Annotated in this window: 12 protein-coding genes; 6 read left to right on the plus strand and 6 right to left on the minus strand. The window is 35.4% G+C overall.

Features of this window, described 5'->3' with window-relative positions; all coding sequences use genetic code 11:
* The first annotated feature begins 29 nt into the window (after nt 1-29).
* The 6 genes from AC4IFE_RS09185 (at nt 30) to AC4IFE_RS09210 (ending at nt 6,667) form a co-directional block, all read left to right on the plus strand.
* On the plus strand, nt 30-371 hold the full coding sequence (locus tag AC4IFE_RS09185) for a hypothetical protein (protein ID WP_490756521.1): 342 nt from the start codon (nt 30-32) through the stop codon (nt 369-371).
* An 80-nt stretch (nt 372-451) separates the two neighbouring features.
* The gene (locus AC4IFE_RS09190; RefSeq protein ID WP_490756523.1) at nt 452-2,185 is read left to right on the plus strand and encodes a helix-turn-helix domain-containing protein; all 1,734 of its coding nucleotides are present in this window, start codon (nt 452-454) and stop codon (nt 2,183-2,185) included.
* 252 nt (nt 2,186-2,437) lie between these two features.
* Nucleotides 2,438-2,605 carry a hypothetical protein gene (locus AC4IFE_RS09195; protein WP_490756524.1) on the plus strand — a complete coding sequence of 56 codons (168 nt, stop codon included), beginning with the start codon at nt 2,438-2,440 and terminating at the stop codon, nt 2,603-2,605.
* A 794-nt stretch (nt 2,606-3,399) separates the two neighbouring features.
* A complete protein-coding gene (locus tag AC4IFE_RS09200) occupies nt 3,400-4,044 on the plus strand; it encodes a hypothetical protein (RefSeq protein ID WP_490756525.1) in 645 nt (214 codons plus the stop codon).
* A 3-nt stretch (nt 4,045-4,047) separates the two neighbouring features.
* A complete protein-coding gene (locus AC4IFE_RS09205) occupies nt 4,048-4,575 on the plus strand; it encodes a TlpA family protein disulfide reductase (RefSeq protein ID WP_490756526.1) in 528 nt (175 codons plus the stop codon).
* A complete protein-coding gene (locus tag AC4IFE_RS09210) occupies nt 4,562-6,667 on the plus strand; it encodes a peptidase domain-containing ABC transporter (RefSeq protein ID WP_490756527.1) in 2,106 nt (701 codons plus the stop codon). The genes AC4IFE_RS09205 and AC4IFE_RS09210 overlap by 14 nt, the downstream gene beginning before the upstream one ends.
* A gap of 81 nt (nt 6,668-6,748) precedes the next feature.
* Here AC4IFE_RS09210 and AC4IFE_RS09215 read toward each other — a convergent pair whose 3' ends face one another.
* From AC4IFE_RS09215 to AC4IFE_RS09240, 6 genes are all read right to left on the minus strand, one after another.
* A complete protein-coding gene (locus AC4IFE_RS09215; protein ID WP_490756528.1) occupies nt 6,749-11,140 on the minus strand; it encodes a GEVED domain-containing protein in 4,392 nt (1,463 codons plus the stop codon).
* Between the two features lie 293 nt (nt 11,141-11,433).
* Entirely contained in the window at nt 11,434-14,379 is a 2,946-nt protein-coding gene (locus AC4IFE_RS09220) for a reprolysin-like metallopeptidase (RefSeq protein WP_490756529.1), read from the minus strand.
* Between the two features lie 274 nt (nt 14,380-14,653).
* On the minus strand, nt 14,654-15,322 hold the full coding sequence (locus AC4IFE_RS09225) for a DUF6048 family protein (RefSeq protein ID WP_490756530.1): 669 nt from the start codon (nt 15,320-15,322) through the stop codon (nt 14,654-14,656).
* A complete protein-coding gene (locus tag AC4IFE_RS09230) occupies nt 15,288-15,764 on the minus strand; it encodes a DUF6452 family protein (RefSeq protein ID WP_490756532.1) in 477 nt (158 codons plus the stop codon). Before AC4IFE_RS09230 ends, AC4IFE_RS09225 begins: the two co-directional genes overlap by 35 nt.
* Nucleotides 15,765-15,842: 78 nt before the next feature.
* Nucleotides 15,843-17,249 carry a 23S rRNA (uracil(1939)-C(5))-methyltransferase RlmD gene (rlmD, locus tag AC4IFE_RS09235; RefSeq protein WP_490756533.1) on the minus strand — a complete coding sequence of 469 codons (1,407 nt, stop codon included), beginning with the start codon at nt 17,247-17,249 and terminating at the stop codon, nt 15,843-15,845.
* 166 nt (nt 17,250-17,415) lie between these two features.
* Nucleotides 17,416-18,936 carry a TlpA family protein disulfide reductase gene (locus tag AC4IFE_RS09240; RefSeq protein WP_490756535.1) on the minus strand — a complete coding sequence of 507 codons (1,521 nt, stop codon included), beginning with the start codon at nt 18,934-18,936 and terminating at the stop codon, nt 17,416-17,418.
* Nucleotides 18,937-19,199 lie beyond the last annotated feature (263 nt).

Consider the following 19,199-nt stretch of genomic DNA (forward strand, 5'->3'; position numbering starts at 1 on the left):
TTTCTTCACAATTAAAATCTCAAACCACAATGTCAGGTTTAGATAAAGGGTTAGCAATAGGTAATATTCTCGTGCAAGGTTATATGGCTTTAAGAGGAAATGGTACAAAACAAGCAGATCCTAATGCCAAAACTGTAGACAGTTTTTGTTTCAAAAATAAAATGGATGAGAAAATTACCGTAAAATTTAATGGAAAAATAGAAGATGAGGAAATAAAAAAAGAACTCGTAATACAAAAAGACGAGAAAGAGTGTACATTTAATTTACCAAAAGGAATTTATACTTATGAAGTTTTACTATCAAGTAAAGATACATACCAAAAAGGTGAATATAAAGTTTCAGAAGAAACTTTGATGACGATAAATCGTTAAATAATTGCTCTCTTTATGGGAGCAATTATTATTTTATAAAATATTCTTACAGAAATGATATTTTTGTAGTTTATTTACAAATGATGAGATTTATATTTTCTATTATTTTTTTATTTACCAATTATTTTTTTGCTCAAGATAAGGTTGACACCTTAAATAAATTCAGTTACTCGGAACTGAAAAACAAATTTTACAACTATAATGATAATATTAAAACCAATAAAGCTAAAATTCTAGCTCAATATTATCTGCAGAAGGCTAAAAATGAAAAAAACACTCTTCAAATAGCTGACGGCTATATCCTTGTTCATTTTAATGAAAATTTTTCCAATGCACTAAAATACCTGGATAGTGCAGCTACAATTACGAAAAATCTAAAAGGAACAATATATCCCTCTCAGACTTATTTAATGAAAGGAAACCTTTATTATAAATATGACAATCTAAAAATTGCTTTAGATAATTATATTTTAGGATTACAATATGCCAAAGAGCAGAAAGATCAAAAGCTTGCCGCATATGCTAATATAAATATTGCATATTTAAATAGTTATATAGGTAAAAATGCAGAAGCTGCTAAAACGTTCAGATATTATTTATACAATGGTAACAACATTACGGATGAATCTCAACATAATCAAATGCGTATAAGTCTTATATATTGCTATATTGAACTTAATAAATTGGATTCTGCCAATATTTTAATTGAAGAAGGTCAAAGATCACCATTCACAGACAAAAACCAATATATAGTTAGCCAATATTCTTATTATTCTGGGTATTCTAATCTTAAACAAAAAAAATATAAAGCTGCCATAGCGGAATTATCAAAAGCTTATAAATATTTCTCCAATATCAATGATGAGAATGCAAATTATACACTTTTTAATTTAGGTAAAGCTTTTGACGGATTGGCGAACAAGGAAAAAGCAGTCGAATATTTTGTCGTTTTAGATTCTAATGTAAAAAAAACTAATATTACATTTCCTGAACTCCGTGAAGTATACACCTATCTTATAGACTATTATAAAGAAAAAAACGATAAGGAAAAACAAATCTATTACATTGATAGATTTTTAAAAGTTGACAAAAAACTTGATGAACAGTTCCAATATTTATCCACAGAGCTTCCTAAGAAATATGATACGCCCAATCTTTTGCAGGAAAAAGAAAGCATTATCAATGAGTTAAAGAACAGAAAAACAATTCTAAATGTATCTGTTGGTTTTCTATTGATAATACTTCTGCTACTCTCATTCTTATATTACAGATCTAAGAAAACAGAGAAGCAGCATAGAAAAATTGCGCAGGACCTCATCAATTCCATTGAGATGAAAAATATTGAAACACCTCCGGTAACTCAACTAATTACAAGTCCATCTCCTGCTATTGTACAAGTCGAAACTGGAGATAAAGCAACTGAAGATAAAACAGCTAAAACAACTCCAGAAGATATCACACAATTTATTTTAAAAGAACTGGAAATTTTCGAAGCTAAAGAGCTTTTTTTAAAGAAAGGTATTACATCTTCCAGCTTAGCAAAAAGTATAAAAACCAATACTACCTATTTATCAGAGGTCATCAACAGCCAGAAAGGGAAAAACTTTGCAGCTTATATCAACGATCTGCGTATTGACTATGCTCTAAACAGGCTTATAAAAGATAAAAAATTCCGTTCTTATAAATTATTGGCTATTGCAGAAGAATTAGGTTATAATAATGAGCAGTCTTTTTCTTTGGCTTTTAAGAAAAAAACGGGCATCACGCTATCCGTTTACATCAAAGAAATTGAGAAGTCAAACACCCTACAATAACACATAATTAACTCATTATCAAAAGATTAAAATCCAAACATTTATAAATCTATAGCTATAAATTTATAAATCTAAGATTCATTTACTTTTTTGGTGTTTTGTCATTTTGCATCTTTGCTTCAGGTAAAAACACAAAAGTTTTATTTTTTGTATGTGTACAGTATAAAAAATAAAAATACCCGCTGATCAGCAAAAAAGCCCATGTCAGGGTTTATATGACAAAAAACATTTACTAAATTTAAAATTTAACAAATGAAAAAATTAAATGTTTCGCAAATGGAAAATTTGCAGGGCGGAGAATTCCGATGGTCTTGTGCTTTAAATGCAGCAGCTATTGGCGCTAGTATTGCGTCAGGTCAATGGTATTTAACAGCGGCAGCAGGAGCAATGTTCTTTGAAAATGAATGTCACAAAGATTAATTAGTTTTAATACATGTTTTTATATCATGTCAATTTTTATTATGAATCTAAAATTTTAGTTATTATGAATAAAATTATTAAAGAAACAAAATACAAAACATTCGCAAATTTTATTTTATTAATCGTAATTATCTATTTGATATTTAAGTATTTTTTCTTTGAAATGAAATTTAATTCTATTGAAAAGCTAATAGGTGTAATATTATTTTTTCTGGTAATTTTAATAGAAGTACTGACTAAAAGAAATAATAATGATAAAATTTGAAAAATATAAAACTAATGCTGTGGCAGTTACAAAAACTGTATAATTAAAACTTAACTAGGAGGAATATCCTCCTAGTTTTAAGATTAAAGTAGGATGAATTTTATAGTAAAGATTAAAATAAAAACCCAAAATCATTTTTGGTAGATATTCTCTTCCATTTTCTACAAATGAAGAAATTTTATTTGTTACTTTTTTAATTTCCCTTTTTTGTTTTTACGGTTTTTATAAAAGTAATTTCAATATCGTTGTAACATTATCTTTTCTAATATCTCTTACTTTATACGATAATATTTCTCCACAGATTTTCAAAGAAAATATAATCCTTTTTCAATAATAACAGTATCAAAGTCATTAAAAATTTAATTTATTTAAAGGCTGAAATTTATCAAAGCGAAGAATCTAGATTTTTTGATTTCCTTTAGTTTTATCTGAAATGCAAAGAATTAGCATGAGCGATAAATTAATATTCTTTCATTTACAAAATTCCTCAAGCTTTTTTATCAATATTTTTAACCCCAAACATAATTGAATGAAAAATCTCATACTTTTCATAAGCATTGTCTTATGCTATTTTCTACTGACTTTTTTAGACAAGAGTTTCATTACAACAAATTCCAAAATCATAGATTTTCTTGCCAAGGGCTATCCCAACGAAGCTGTGCAAAACTATATGGAAAGTCAAAAAAAATGGTGGTGGCTATCTTACGTACTGATTCCTTTACTTATCGGAGTTAAAGTTTTACTGGTTGCTTTCTGCCTTAATTTTATTAAACTCTTTGATTTACCTGGACTAGAAAAAGTAAAATTTTCAGATTTAATAACCCTTGTTTTAATAGCAGAAGTTGTATTTATCATAGCAGGGTTTTATAAGTTTGTTAATTTTTATTGGATCGATACAAATTATACTCTGGAAAATCTGCAAACTTATTATCCTATCTCTTTATTAAATGTAAAAGAATACATTTCAACTGAGAAATGGTTGGCTTATCCTTTACAATTAGTTAATCTATTTGAGTTATTCTATTGGGGAATTCTCGCCTGGGGAATTTGGGAATTTTCAGAACAAAAAATCAGTTTTCCAAAATCTTTCGGTTTAACAACAATTACGTATGGGATTGGCCTGCTCCTCTGGATGGGTGTGGTTTCATTTTTTATCCTAAACGCCCAGTATTAATATATGAAAAACAATAAACTTTTAAAAATATCAGCTGTTATTTTTCCAATTCTGCTGATTGGGATAATGGCATATTTATTTTTAAACTTTCAGAAAAAGAAAGAAAAAATAGATGCATTGAAGAATGTTCCGGCATTTAGTCTTAAAACTATTGCTGGGAATTCTTTCAACCAACACAATTTGGCCAGTGGACAGACCAAAGTCATAATATATTTCAATCCCGGCTGTCATTTTTGTCAGGCAGAAGCAGATGAGTTATCTAAAAATTATCACATTTATAAAAACATACAGTGGATTTGGGTTGCCAGTGAACCATTAAATGAGATCAAAGAATTTGCAGAAAAATATAATTTGAGCAGTCAGGGAAATATCATTTGGTGTCATGATGAAATGGCAATACTTTATCAAAGACTGGGGATGAACAGTGTCCCTTATTTCTTAGTATATGACAAAAACAACCATCTTATTAGAAGAAATTCGGGAGCCATAAAACTAGAAAAAATCATAACCAATCCTGATGAAAGAAAATAGACACATAAAAAAAACATTCTCTCTCCAAAAGGACTTAACCGATTGCGGAGTTGGATGTTTACAATCCCTGGTCCAGTATTATGGGGGCCATATTTCATTAGAAACTCTCCGTGAAAAAAGCGGAACAGGCAAAACAGGAACTACACTTTTAGGATTGCATCAATGTGCTAATTCTATAGGTTTTGAGGCAGAAGGATGTGAAGCCGATATAGATGCCCTTATTGAACATGGAGAACCTGTTATTTTACATACTATTATAGATCAAAAATTTGAACATTATGTTATATGCTATTACTACAATCTTTCTGAAAATCATCAATTTCTTATCGGAGATCCTGCAAAAGGTTTAGAATACTGGACAAGGGAATATCTGGAAGAAGTATGGCAGTCTAAAACCTGCCTTACTCTAAAGCCTAATACACAGTTTCAAAAAAAAGAACAAACCGATACAGAGAAAAAAAAATGGCTCAAAAATCTTATCAAAGAAGATCAAGAGGCCATTTATACCATTATTTTTCTAGGTCTTATTTTCTCACTATTGGGTATGTCAATGTCTATTTTTTCACAGAAATTAATTGACGATATCCTGCCAAAGAAAAAAATATCCGTTTTATTGTTAAGTATTTCATTCCTCGGATTTCTCCTTTTTGCGAAGGTAATTATTCAGGCGTTGAGGGAACTATATATTATTAAGCAAAGTAAATCATTTAATGAAAGGATTAATAAAAACTTCTACTCTTCTCTTCTTTATCTTCCAAAAATGTTTTTCGACAGCAGGAAGGTGGGTGATTTTGTCGCAAGGCTTAATGATACACAAAGAATACAAACTGTCATAAAACAGCTTATTACCAATACTGCCGTCGATGTTCTGGGCATTTTAATATCTACAGGCTTTCTTTTCTTCTATTCCTGGAAACTGGCTATGGTATGCATCATTATTTCACCTGTAATCTTCTATATCATCTTCAGTTTTAATAAAAAAATTATTGATGCCCAAAGGAACGTTATGCAGTCCTATAGTATAAACGAGGCAAATTATATTGACAGTATAAGAGGAATAGAAGTTATTAAAGGCTTCTCCAAGCAGCATATGTTCATCAAGAGAAATGAAACTCTATTTGGTTTTTTCCAGGCAAAGATTTTTGAGCTTGGAAAACTTAACTTAACCATTGCATTATATTCAGGAGTGGTTTTGGTTTCTTTTCTTATTATCATTCTTGGTTTTTCTTCCTATAATGTTTTGAAAGGGGAAATTAAAACCGGAGAATTAATGGCAGTTATAGGAATTTCCAGTTCACTGCTCTCTTCAATCACTAATCTGGCATTGATAACCATTCCAATACAGGAAGCCAAAGTAGCCTTTGACAGAATGTTTGAATATTCTTCATTAGAAAAAGAAAAAATGGAAGGTCTGGAAATTACAGAGATTAAATCGATTGACATTGACCATATGGACTTCAGGTTTAATGGAAGAAGCAGGCTCTTAAATCAAATCTCTTTTTCTCTTCAAAAGGGAAATATAACGTGTCTTCTCGGAGAAAGTGGAAGCGGAAAAACCACACTGACAGAAATATTACAAAAAAATTATCTCCCTGAAAATGGAGAGATTATTATCAATAAAAACATCTGTTTAAAAGATATTTCTATAACTAATTGGCGGAGTTTAACCGGCATTGTCCCACAAAACATACAACTTTTCAATGGGAACATTTTGGAAAACATTATTCTTGAAGAACAAGTTGACGAGCATAAGCTAAGGAAATTAATTTCTCTTGGTTTTGATCATTTTATTAACTCTTTACCTCAGGCTCTTTTAACTTTAGTAGGTGAAGAAGGGATAAATTTGTCTGGCGGACAGAAACAATTACTTGGCTGGATGCGTGCTTTATATCATGATCCGCAGTTTTTAATCCTGGATGAGCCCACTTCTTCTTTGGATAAGGAAAACAGGAAATTTATTTATGAATTAATTCAAAAGCTAAAATCTGAAAAGATAATTTTTATCATCAGCCATTATTTGGAGGATCTGAAAGAAATCTCTGATGATATTTTAACAATAAAGAAAACACAAATCACGAATCTGGTTAGTTAATAGATCTGATAAAATCACCACCCTGATCAATAAAATAAGCCCTCATTTCTGAGGGCTTATTTATATTTGAAATTTAAATAATTATTCTTTAATAAATTTCTTTTGAACTGTTACTCCATTGTCTTCGATATCTATTACATAAATACCGTTGATCAACTTACCGACATTAACCTGGTTGTTAAGCAGAATACCGTCGCCGATAACCTGTCCTGCAGAATTGTAGATCTTATATTTAGCTTTCTTGCTTATATTTTTCACATGCAATACTGAGCTTACCGGGTTAGGGTAAATCATGATATCAGTCTGGTTAAGAGAATTCGGCACTCCCGGTTTAGAGATTCTTACAGAGTAATCTTCTACTTCCCCGTTGGCAAAATTAGTACAGTTCACAGGAATTCCGTCTCTCATCATTGCCACTCTCATTACTACGTACTTATAGTTTGTCATGCTTATATAGGCATCTACAGGTACGCTGAATGTTCCTGTCACAGGACTTGTAGTATTCGGAGGTGATGTAAATACTCTCTCATCAAGATCAAAGTATCCGTTTCTGTTGAAATCGATCCATACTGCGATTCCTTCATCATGGTTGGTTCCGTTCCATTTTTTCTCAATCGTGATCTGATTTCCTGTAGATCCCTGAACCATTTCTATGAATGTATCAGGTACTCCTGTATAATTTGTATAGCTAGAAGGTCCTGAAGCATTTTCCATTTTAGGTCTTCCATTCGGAACTACCGTAACTTTGGAAATATGTTCATTAACAGCATTTTGAGAACCCATCTGGCAGTAAGTCACTGTAGGTGTCGTGAAATAGTATGGAGGCGTGTATGTACCCGGCGTACCGCTACAAATGTTTACAACCTGCATTTCATATTTCGTTTCTTCCAGTAATCCTGTTATAGTATAAGTATTCGTTGTTAAAGGAACATTTGTCCAGCTCGGAATACCTACTTTTCTATATCTCAGGACATAAGTTGCTCCAGGGAAACCTTCCCATGTAACCTCAGCCGATGTAGGGGTAAGCTGAGTTATAGTTAATCCCGGAGGAGGAAGCTCGCATGTTCTTTCCGTAGTAAATACTTTCGGATTTGAATACGGGTTAAGAGTATTTTCTCCAACACATTTATTTGCAACTCTTACTTCATATTTTGTATATGGATCTAAATTTGTCAGCAAATAAGTGTTCGTAGGAGGAGCAATGTTTGGAACCTGGTTCCAGGTAGGAGCTCCTACTTTTCTCCATTCCAATGTATACGTAGAGCTCGCTGCAAGTGGCGCCCACGCGATCAATGCAGAGTTAGTTGTAATATTGCTCACTGTAACGTTCGGAGGTGTAGGATCACATCTTGTTACGAATGTTTTGATCGGTGTAAATGTACCTGCGACATCTCCACAAACAGCAGCTACCTGCACTTCATAGATTGTAGCCGGAGTTAAACCGTTCAATACAAGTGGAATATTATTTAACAATGTTGAAGCATATACTTCTGTCCACGCTCCCGGAGGAGGTCCCTGAGTTCTATATCTTACAAGATAAGTAACGGTATTCGGTACTCCTGAGAAAGTAAGTGTAGCAGAATTATGAGTCGCTGTAATTCCAGGCTGATTAGGAATACCATTACTACATGGTCTTATTCTTACCGCATAGTCTTCAACCTCCCCATTGACTGCATTTTGACACAGTACCGGAGCACTGGTACGTTTAAGCACTACTCTCATGGTAGTTGTAAGCGGACCTGTATAAGCTGCTGCCGGAACAGCAAAGGTTGCGGTAATAGGAGTCGCAGTACTTGCTACAGAGCTTATGATCTGTTCTGAGGCTTCAAAAACTCCGTTTCTGTTGTAGTCTATCCAAACCGATACTGCATCATTGCTTGTTGAGCCTGTCCATCCTTTTGCTACAGAGATTTTATTATTTGCAGATCCTGCATCAAGAGTAATTAATGTTGCAGGTGTTGTATAGCTTGTATAGTTATTCTGTACAGTAGTATTACTCATCACCGGAACTCCAAGATTAGAAGATGTAACGGTTACATTAGAAATGTGGTCGTTAGTTCCTGTACCTGTCATCGGACAGTATGAAAGCGGTGGTGTTGTAAACTGTACTGTTGTAGAATATGGTCCTGTAGAAGTTCCACATGTAGTAGAAACCTGTACATCATATTTAGTCTGTTCAGCAAGACCAGGAATAGTATAACTATTTACTCCAGGTGCCAAAGTTACAGGTGGAATTGTAAATGTTCCCGCAGTAGCTAACTTCCATCTGATGGTATAAGTAGCATTCGCAGCACCCATCCAATAAACCGTAGCTGTAGAAGCGGTAAGGTTTGTAACGGTAATGTTGGTAGGCGGCGCAGTAGTACAAGGAGGCTGATCAATAAGTTTCACAGCATAATCTTCTACTTCACCCCAGGTGAAAGTTCCACAAGGAGCAGCTGTAGCGCTTTCTCTTAATGCTACACGCATACGTGTATTAAGATTTCCCGTGTAAACTCCCCCAGCAACATTCGGTACAGTGAAAGTTGCAGTAACAGGAGTGGTCGTGCTACTAGGTGAATTCAATACCTGTTCTGAGGTTTCAAACACACCGTTTCTGTTAAAGTCAATCCATACTCCTGTTCCGAACGACCATTGCGTTCCCGGCCAGGTTTTTTCAATAGTAACCGTATTAGCTCCTAAGCCTCTTACTAAAGTAATAAGTCTCGCAGGATCTGTAGTGTAATCTGTATAATTACTGAAATCTGAAGTACTGGTCATTGGTATTGCAGCATTCGGAGTAACAACAACTTTACTGATATAACCATCAATAGTGGTACTTGTAGAATTCGAAGCACAATAAGAAATAGCAGGAGTCGTAAAGGTAGTACTCGTAGAGAATGGTCCTTGTGTTCCGCCACAGATTGTAGCAATCTGAACTTCATATTGAGTCTGTTCTGTAAGATTGTTTATCGGATAGCTGCTCGCAAGAGGAGTAGTAATATTTACTGTATTCCATGTTGGTGCAGTTACAGCTTTATATCTTAGCACATAAGTAGCACCTATTGAAGGTAACCAGCTTACAAGAGCCGTAGTTGGTGTAACATTGGACACTGCAATATTAGCTGGAGGCGAAGTAGTACATGGTTGTAAAGCGATAACGTTTAATGTAAAGTCTACAAAATTACCCCACGCTGCAGGTCCACATGAAGTATTGGCTCCAATAAACGATGTTGATGTTCTTACTCTGTAATTACCGGGAGCCTGTGTTCCGGGTATTACAATTGATGCTGTTCCGTTTGTAACATAACCAGGAGTTGCCAGAATGGTTTCACCTGGATCATTAAAGTTCATATTATTATTCCAGTCAACCCAAACATAATAATTATAAGTGCTGGTTCCACTGTTCAGATTCATGGTTATCGTATTGGTTGGTAACCCTGAAAAAACTGTGGCTGAATTATTAACATACGCTGTATAGGAATTAGCAGAATAATTTAAATTCGTAATTCCTCCTGTTGTGGTAATCGTTTTCAGGTAATATGAAGTTGAACTAGAACCCCCTGAAGGCGTACAATATCCTGTAAACACATTCACAGGTCCTATCCATGAACTCTGGTCTGATGTACTACATCTTGATCTAACCCACACATAATAAGCAGTATTGGCTGTTAATGGGGAAAGTGTTGCGCTTGTTCCTGTAGTAATCGTCTGCGAAGGCACAGTTGCAGCCGTTGGGGCTGTAGGAGATGTACTGTAGTATACATCATATCCTCCTGCAGGTACAGATGAAGGAGCAGTCCAGCTGATTGCTGCACTTGTTGGTGTTACCGTTCCTAAAGTTAGTCCGGAAGGAGGCAAACACGAAGGAGGAGCTCCAAAAGTCAATCGAACATTAGGCCTGTTGGAGTTAACATTTCCTGTATCAGTTGCAGGAGGTGAATTATCCGTTTCAATATACATGTGTCTTGACGTAGCACTGGAATAAGCAAAAGCACTTCCTGATGTACTTCCAGTACCTGTACCGCCATAATCGGTCTCAACCAATACCATCAGATTTTCGGTACCGTTATAATAAAAAGGAGACTGTAGGGTGAATGTATTCCATCCTGCAGTAATATTATTGATCGTTCCGCTATACACTAAAGTAGCGCCGGCAGTTGTTGCAGACCAAGTTTGTGATGTAATAGTGGTTGTAGCAGCCGGAACAGATTTTAAATAAATCTTTACCGGGAAAGTTGCTGTTGTTGCTGTTGTAGCATTCCATGCAACTGTCTGTACATTTCCGCCCGCAGGCAGGTTAATTTCTGTTGCAGTATAAAGTGATGCATCTCTTTGATACCCATAGTAAACTCCCAAAGGATATCTCTGAGTAGCTGTTCCTGCACCAATGGTAATTGTTTGTGCCTGTGAAAACAGTCCGAAGACCATACAAAGCAATGTTATGAGCAGCCTAAAAGGCCTGCCCATTTTACAGAGTAAAAATCCACTCATATTTTTTAAATTTAGTTATAATAACAATAGTAATAAGTATAGGGTTTCGTATTGTTGGTGTTCAAATGTGCTTTTGAAACATCCATTTACAGATAATCTGTATTGAAAAAAAATAGTTTTTTAATTCATACGCTAATATTTTTAACAATTACACAAATCTAATAATTTTTTCATTATTAATGTATTCATTCAAATATTTTTTTGTAAAAATTTCACAATAATAATACATTCTGCCTATAAAAACATAAAATCCTCAGGAGAGCCTGAGGATTTTATATTATGATTAATTACTGTTATTTCTTAATAAATTTGGACCTGAACTGATCTTTTTCTTTTTGATCAATTGTAATGACATATCCTCCTTTTACTAAAGATGAAACATTGATTTTTCCATCATTAATATTTCCACTTCCTACCAGTTGACCGGCAGTATTGTAAATTTTATAGGCCGCTTTATCTGAAACTTTAGTTACATTCAAAATGTCGCTGGCTGGGTTAGGATATAATTGAATCCCGTCCTGAGGATTAGCAATATCTTTTGTCCCTAAAACAGCTGTAACTACAACATTATAATCTTCAAACTCTCCATAGGTACCATATGCACCACAAGCATTTGCAATATATTGATTGGCTGTAGAAGTATACAACATTCCCACACGCATCCTAAGGCCTAAACCTGTAACTGCGGTTGCAGGCACCGTGAATGTAGCCGTAACAGGACTTGCACTAGTTGTTGTAGAAGTCAGAATTCTTTCTGAATCTTCAAAATTTCCATTTCTGTTAAAGTCAATCCAAGCTGAAGTTACCCCAGGATATGGTCCGGTACCGCTTAACCATCCTTTCGCCACTGACAGAGTATATGAAGTACCTGCTACTAAATTTACCTGTAATGACGGGTTAGTAGAATAATCCGTGTATAAACTAGCAGAAGAAGTATTATTTAAGTTTGCCAGAGTAACGTTTGCAATATGATCGTCAGTGTCATCATCAGAAGATACTGTACAATAAGTAAGCCCAGGTGTTGTAAAGTTTGATGAAGCAGAGTAAGCTCCAGGAGTTCCTGAACAAACAGCAGCTACCTGAACTTCATAAGCGGTACCATCAAGAAGATTCGATAACGTTATATTGCTGCTTGACGTTGTGGTTTGTTGCCAGGTAGCTTCTGATACTTTTTTATAACGAACAATATAAGTTGCACCAGTAATAGGAGCCCAGCTTACACTTGCAGCACTTGTAGTCACATTGCTAACAGCAACTCCAGTCGGAGCAGAACCATCACATGCAGCAAAAGTAGTAACCAAAACTGATTTAATAGCATAGAATACATTCCCAATAGAAGAGATTCTTAATTTAATTGTCTGCCCGTTCAATGCAGAAGGGAAAGTTATACTTTCGGAGCCATCATTAGCAGTAGTAGCTAATAATGTTGTCCACGTTGCACCATTAGGGTCTGTAGTGTAATCGATTTTCACATTTGCTACACTGTATGGTGCAGCTGTAGTATTTGCTACATCCCATTCAACTGTAGTAGCTGCATTAGATGCGGCATATTGAGTATTGATTTTAAACGGTCCGTCATTGCCTACAACAATAGTTTGTTCTGCAAACTGAGTTTGCTGCTGAGCAGGATCAGGATTATTATCTCTTACCGTCACAGCATATTTACTAGTTCTAGGAACCATAGAAACCGACTCCCATCCATTATTTGAGTTATTTAAAACTCCTGCCAATACGGAAGACAATTTAGGGAAATATCTTGTTGGGTTTGTTGTTGGTGATAGAGATCTGAATGAAGCCCCAGTAGTGGTAGTCCCCAAATTAGTTTTATTAATCGTAGTACTTGCATTATCAACCTCTTCCCATGTATAAGTCATAGGATTGTTTTCAGCGTCTGTAGCGGAAGCTGTTAATACGAATGCAGTTCCTTTAGGAATGTTATATGTAGGTAAGGCAGCAATTACCGGTGCATTGTTTGCAATAGATGTTTCTATATCACAAGTTTTACTAATCAGATTTGCCTGAACCTGCTTGATACTTGCAATATGGAAATAAGCATCAGAGTGTGGCTGAACATCAGTATTTGCTCCTGTAATACCCGCATATCCCATAATGGTAGATCCTGATCCTGGCTCAACATTTACCCCAGATCCTTCAAGAGTATGAGAGAATGTATGGTTAGCCCCTAATTGGTGACCCATCTCGTGAGCTACATAATCAATGTCAAAATTATCACCTTGAGGAATACCATCTGCAGGTGACGTATATCCTGAACCTTTAGCTTTAGTAGTATTTGTTGCAGGGTTTACACAAACACAACCAATACATCCTGCATTACCGCCACCACCAGAAGCTCCGAATAAGTGTCCGATATCATAAGCAGCATTTCCTACGTTTGCTGTTAATGTTTGCTGTAATTCCAAATTCCAGGCACCGCCTGCTCCAGTGGATGCTACCGAATAAGGGTCCGTAGCCGCATCAGTATAAATTACATTTGGAAATTCCTGTAAAATCAGATGGAGTGCAAAATCTTTTTCAAACACACCATTCACTCTCGTTAATGTTGCGTTAATAGCCGTAAGTGCACCAGCAACAGTTCCTCCGTGAAAAGCAGTATACTCACCCGTTACCGACATTACCAGTCTCATAGTTCTGTACTTCTTATCGGACATTTTTGAGAAATCAGTTGGCTGATTGGTAAATGTTTTACCATTTTCATACATCTGGTTGATTTGATTTATAGCAGCTGAACCCTCTTCAGTACTACAAACAAAACTCTTTCCTGCTGTTGGTTTTGTCTTAGGATGAACTCCATATACCGTTTTATCTGCATTTTGTGGCTCTATAAACTCATAATTTCCATCTTTTATAATCATCGACTGGAAGTCATTGTTTGATAAAGAGAATCTCAGGTATTTAGAAGGATCATTAATACCAACTCCCACATAAGATCCCAGTTGATATTTATCAGCTAGTGATGGTACAACAACCGGGGAGCTGTATACTGCAAATTTTTCAATTTTACCATTCAGTGTTGGTAAAGAAATTTCGACAGGTTTTGCATTTGGGCCTGTTTCCTGAGCGTTTTTAAGCTGGCCCTTAATCTTATTAAGATCTAACTTATAATAATTACGTACCAGAGAGAACTTTTCCTTTCCTCTCTCATAGCTGGTGGGTGTCCACTGTGCCAAAGCAGACCCGCCTATCAAGCTACAAAATAAAGCAGTAATGATTTTTTTCATAAAAAAGATTATTTTTTAAATTTCTCAAAAATAACCATACATTAACAAATAAACCAAAAAATAATTGATTTATTTTATTTTTTTTCAAAACTCATTTAAAACATAGGGTGTAAAAACATAAAAAAGGAATAAAAAAAGCACCAGAGATATCTCTGGTGCTTTTTATAATTATATAGGAATTATAACTAATTTACTCCACTTTTATACAAATTCAATATTTTAGAAAGTATCATTTATACAAGGTCTTTACAAACATTAATAAACTTGTTTTATTCTAAAATTTATAGGCAATATTCCAGGCAAAGCCCATATTGAATTTAGCCGAACTTTTACCAAATCCGGGAACGATCATCGGGGTAATATCATCCTGTTTGGAAGTGTATACCAAATATCTCGGCTGAAGATTGATATCTATATAAAAATTAGATTCAAACAGCTGTACTCTTCCTCCCAAAGTTCCTTCTACCCATGCAGAGGTTTGTGATGAAGAAGGAAATGACACAGATGAAGCACTGCCACCAAATCCGCGGACCGGAACTGCCATATACTCCTGATTGTAGAACGCCCCTCCTATTTTACCTCCTGCATAAAAACCGTTGAATTCATTTTCAAGGTCTTTTGCCAGCATGTAAAAAGCGCCGAGCTTTACAAAGGGACCGCTTGCCTTGGCATCGTAACCATTTTTTTGATATACATTTTTCTCAAAACCGGCTTCTGCAATTGCATGAATATTTCCTTTCACTTTTGATGAAATAAAACCCTGGTAAAGCATTCTATCCGAGAAAAAGGAAATACCTGTATTAAGAACATCAAAACCCACCATAAAATTCGGTTTGTATTTCTCCTGAACTTTTTTGGCTTCCTGGGTTTCCTTTTTTTCCTGGGCGAACCCGGCTATTCCTATTATGCTAAAAAAGAAGGAAAAGATTAGTCTTGTCTTCATTCTCAATTTGGTTTTGTCCTGCTTCGAGCTTTTGTACAGGATTGGATTGTATTAATTCTGAGTTTAAATTCTCATACGTTTTTTTGATTCCGCAACCCGGAGAAACGTATGTACTTTTCGTGGTATACTTAACGCGAACGTGAGATTCTGTCCCTTTATCTGCAAGCCTGAAATAAACATCTGTATAAGGTGAATCATCCACTCTTAACGGGATAAGCCTTGAATCTATTTTCTCAGCTTTACCCAGCTGTACTTTACCGGAACCGTAATCTACGGCTACATATAATGAATCCAAAATAACTGCTTTACCAGACTCAAGAGACTTGAATGCCACTTTTATCCTGGGTGTCCCTTCACCGCTTTCGCAGATATCGTCATCTCCACCACAGGAAAAGAGCATTCCAACGAAGCAGATCATGATGAGAAATTTAAAATATTTCATCTGCATATTTTTATTTTTTATTTTGGTCAGATGGAACTTACGTTTCATATTAAGATTTGAAATCAAATTTAAATAAATTTATTTTTTAATCAGCAACGCTATGTTTTCTACGTGGTGGGTTTGCGGGAACATATCTACCGGCAGGATTTTCACCAAAGTATAGTGTTCTTTCATCAGAGCAAGGTCTCTTGCCTGTGTTGCTGAGTTACAGCTTACATAGACTACTTTTTCCGGAGCAAGTTTCAATATCTGTTCTACCACTTTCTGGTGCATCCCGTCTCTTGGCGGATCGGTAATTAAAACATCTGCTTTCGGATGATTTTCTAAAAATTCATCGTTAAAGACATTTTTCATATCTCCACAATAGAATGTTGTATTGGTAAGACCATTTAATTCGGCATGCTCAATGGCTGCATCAATGGCCTCCTGAACAGATTCTATGCCTATAACGTGTTTTGCATTTCTGGCAACATATTGAGCGATAGTTCCTGTTCCTGTGTACAAATCATACACTACTTCATCACCTTTTAAATCCGCAAATTCTAATGTTTTTCTGTAAAGCTCCAAAGCTTGTTTGTAATTGGTCTGAAAGAATGATTTAGGACCTATTTTAAACTTCAGTCCATCCATTTCTTCCATCAGGAAGCCTTCTCCGGAATAAATATTGATATCCAGATCGTAAATAGAATCATTCTGCTTTGGGTTGATGGCATACACCAAGGTTTTGATCTGTGGGAATTTCTCCAGCAAGAACTGAAAAAGCTTTTCTCTGTTTTCTTTTTCTTCTCTGTAAAGCTGGAATAGTACCATCCATTCACCTTTAGAGTTCTGCCTCATCATTAAGGTCCTCAAAAAGCCTTCCTGATTTCTTACATCAAAAAAGGCTAACCCGTTGTCTACACCATAATTTTTTACAGCCAGACGTATGGCATTGGACGGATCTTCCTGCAGGAAACATTCTTTAAGATCCAGAATCTTACTCCACATTCCGGGAATATGGAAACCTAATGCGTCCTTGCTCCCAAAGTTCTCTTCAGAACTTATTTCGTATTGGGTAAGCCATCTCGCATTGGAAAAGGAAAACTCCATTTTATTTCTGTAGAAATACTGTTCTTCCGCGCCTAAGATCGGAACGGTTTCAAAATCATCAATTCCGCCGATTCTTTTAATATTATTATAGACTTCCTGCTGCTTGAAATCGAGCTGTTTTTCGTAACTCATGTTCTGCCACTTGCATCCGCCGCATGTTCCGAAATGAATACATTTGGGATCTACTCTGAATGGAGACTTCTCCAGAATTTCTATGGTTTCAGCCTCATAGTATTTGGATTTAGATTTTTTTACTCTGGCATTGACTACATCTCCGGGAACTGCTCCGGAAATCAGTACGGTTTTTCCTTCTTCGGTTTTTCCTATGGCAACACCTTTTGCTCCCGCACCAAACAGTTTAATATTTTCAAGAATTATATCTTTCTTCTTTCTCATCCCTAAAACTCAATTTCTTTTATGGCCGGACGAACCCTCCGACTCATCCTAAATTCTATTTCTATTTTTTCTAATACACCGAAAACAATCTTCCGGTTTGATTCCGCAAAAATACAATAAAAAAAACCTTATCCGAAGATAAGGTTTCCATCTATATTAAAGTTTATTATTTTGTTGGGGCAGGCTGAGGATTTACAGGCTGCGCTGAAGGATCCATCGCTCCCGGCTGCATCTGAATATTAGGCTGCACTTTTGGTGCAGAAAGACCTGTAAGTTTATCCAGGACCGTTACTACTTCCTGTTCGCCAAGGTTTACAAAAGATCTGCTTGCAATTTTACCGTCTTTATCCACGATCACAAAGCAAGGCAGTTTAAATCCGTAAACTCCATATTTTTTAGCAATATCGGATTCCAAACCTTTTTCTCCATAAACATTTGTTCCCGGAATCCCTTTTAATAATGAACTGCTGGTTTTTACAAACTGGTCTTTGGTATCATCTACATTTACAAAAACAAAGTTCATTTTAGATTTATAGAAATTCACAACTTCTTTTAGTACCGGCACTGTACCTTCACTGATATAAGGATTCCACGATGCATAGAAGAACAGCATGTATGGTTTTCCTTTATTTTCAGAAAGCTGATAAGATTTGCCGTCTGCTTTTACCAGTGACGCTTCCGGTGCAGCCTCTCCTATTTTAACTCCATTGATTGCCACCTGCATTTTAACTAAATCTGCTTTGATACCGGCATCTGTAATATCTGTATCAATGATTTTCTTAACTTTTTCTGTATTCTTTGCAGGAGCGCCCGGATGAATATCCTGAGCTACTACAAACGCTAACAGATAATCCTTAGCAGTCTGCGAAACTTCTTTTCTGTCTTTCAGGAACTGTGCGAATACTTCAGAAGTAATAAGGTCTGTTTTTCCTTTGGTCTTTGCTTCAGCATATTTCTGAAAGTCAGGGCTCATTTTTACAAGAAGATACTGTCTGTATAATGGAATAGTCTTCACCATTACATCTTTATTGCCTTCCAGTTTTATTTCATAATCCTGGAATGCTTTTGATACTTTAAATGATGGATTTCCCGACATCTGGCGCTGTGACATTTCGTAGTTGGCAAGAAGGTTAAGGATAGTTACTTTCACATCATTCTTTTTCCATTCCAAGATACCTTTGCTTGGATTATTTTTCTGAGCAAGATCTTCTACATTTTTATTGATGTCTGCTTCAATTTTCTGAGCTCCTTTTAAGAATGTTTTTTCGTCTCCTGACATTAGCTGCTGGATATTGATTTTGCTTCCATACTCACCCAAGAACTTTTGGCTGGCCTGAAGGAAATCATTATTTTTCTTAGCATCTCCTGTAACGACGAACTCATTTGGAAAGGTCATTGCATTTCCGGAAATATTCAGGTTCTGTCCGCCTTCAAGATAAATCAGGTTCTGTCTCCCTGCATAGTTGATTACGTACATCCCATCTTTAGGAGCTTCGAAGCTTCCTGTAAAGTTTCCATTTTTATCTAAACCAATATTAACAAGTGGAAGGGTTGCCACACCTGAAGCTTCAACAAATTCAATTCTTTCGAGTGGTGAACTTCCGGTAATTTTTCCTTTAACTTCAACTTTTTTTGAACAAGACATCACAAAGGCTGTGATGATAAACAATAAAAGATATTTTTTCATTTCGATTTTAATATTACGCAAAAATACGTTTTTTACGGTTTGTTAATTAACACTATTTATTTTTTTTGAAAATTTTATGAGAACCTGTAAAATGGATACTTAAGGCCCTTTTGGTTCTGTAAAATTTTCCCGGAAAAGAAACAATCCTTTCCCATACACCAAGTGCTCACCAAATATAGACTTATTAAATTAAAGAATATCTGATCCTATCTACACCTTAACAAATTTTAACAGCTAAAGTATAGGTATAAAAAAAAATCGTC

It is taken from the genome of Chryseobacterium sp. UF-81 (genome assembly GCF_058245105.1).

Coding starts and splice junctions, on each gene's coding strand:
- AC4IFE_RS09185 (WP_490756521.1), top strand. CDS start 30: ATGTCAGGTTTAGATAAAGGGTTAGCAATAGGTAATATTCTCGTGCAA.
- AC4IFE_RS09190 (WP_490756523.1), top strand. CDS start 452: ATGATGAGATTTATATTTTCTATTATTTTTTTATTTACCAATTATTTT.
- AC4IFE_RS09195 (WP_490756524.1), top strand. CDS start 2,438: ATGAAAAAATTAAATGTTTCGCAAATGGAAAATTTGCAGGGCGGAGAA.
- AC4IFE_RS09200 (WP_490756525.1), top strand. CDS start 3,400: ATGAAAAATCTCATACTTTTCATAAGCATTGTCTTATGCTATTTTCTA.
- AC4IFE_RS09205 (WP_490756526.1), top strand. CDS start 4,048: ATGAAAAACAATAAACTTTTAAAAATATCAGCTGTTATTTTTCCAATT.
- AC4IFE_RS09210 (WP_490756527.1), top strand. CDS start 4,562: ATGAAAGAAAATAGACACATAAAAAAAACATTCTCTCTCCAAAAGGAC.
- AC4IFE_RS09215 (WP_490756528.1), bottom strand. CDS start 11,140: ATGAGTGGATTTTTACTCTGTAAAATGGGCAGGCCTTTTAGGCTGCTC.
- AC4IFE_RS09220 (WP_490756529.1), bottom strand. CDS start 14,379: ATGAAAAAAATCATTACTGCTTTATTTTGTAGCTTGATAGGCGGGTCT.
- AC4IFE_RS09225 (WP_490756530.1), bottom strand. CDS start 15,322: ATGAAGACAAGACTAATCTTTTCCTTCTTTTTTAGCATAATAGGAATA.
- AC4IFE_RS09230 (WP_490756532.1), bottom strand. CDS start 15,764: ATGAAATATTTTAAATTTCTCATCATGATCTGCTTCGTTGGAATGCTC.
- rlmD (WP_490756533.1), bottom strand. CDS start 17,249: ATGAGAAAGAAGAAAGATATAATTCTTGAAAATATTAAACTGTTTGGT.
- AC4IFE_RS09240 (WP_490756535.1), bottom strand. CDS start 18,936: ATGAAAAAATATCTTTTATTGTTTATCATCACAGCCTTTGTGATGTCT.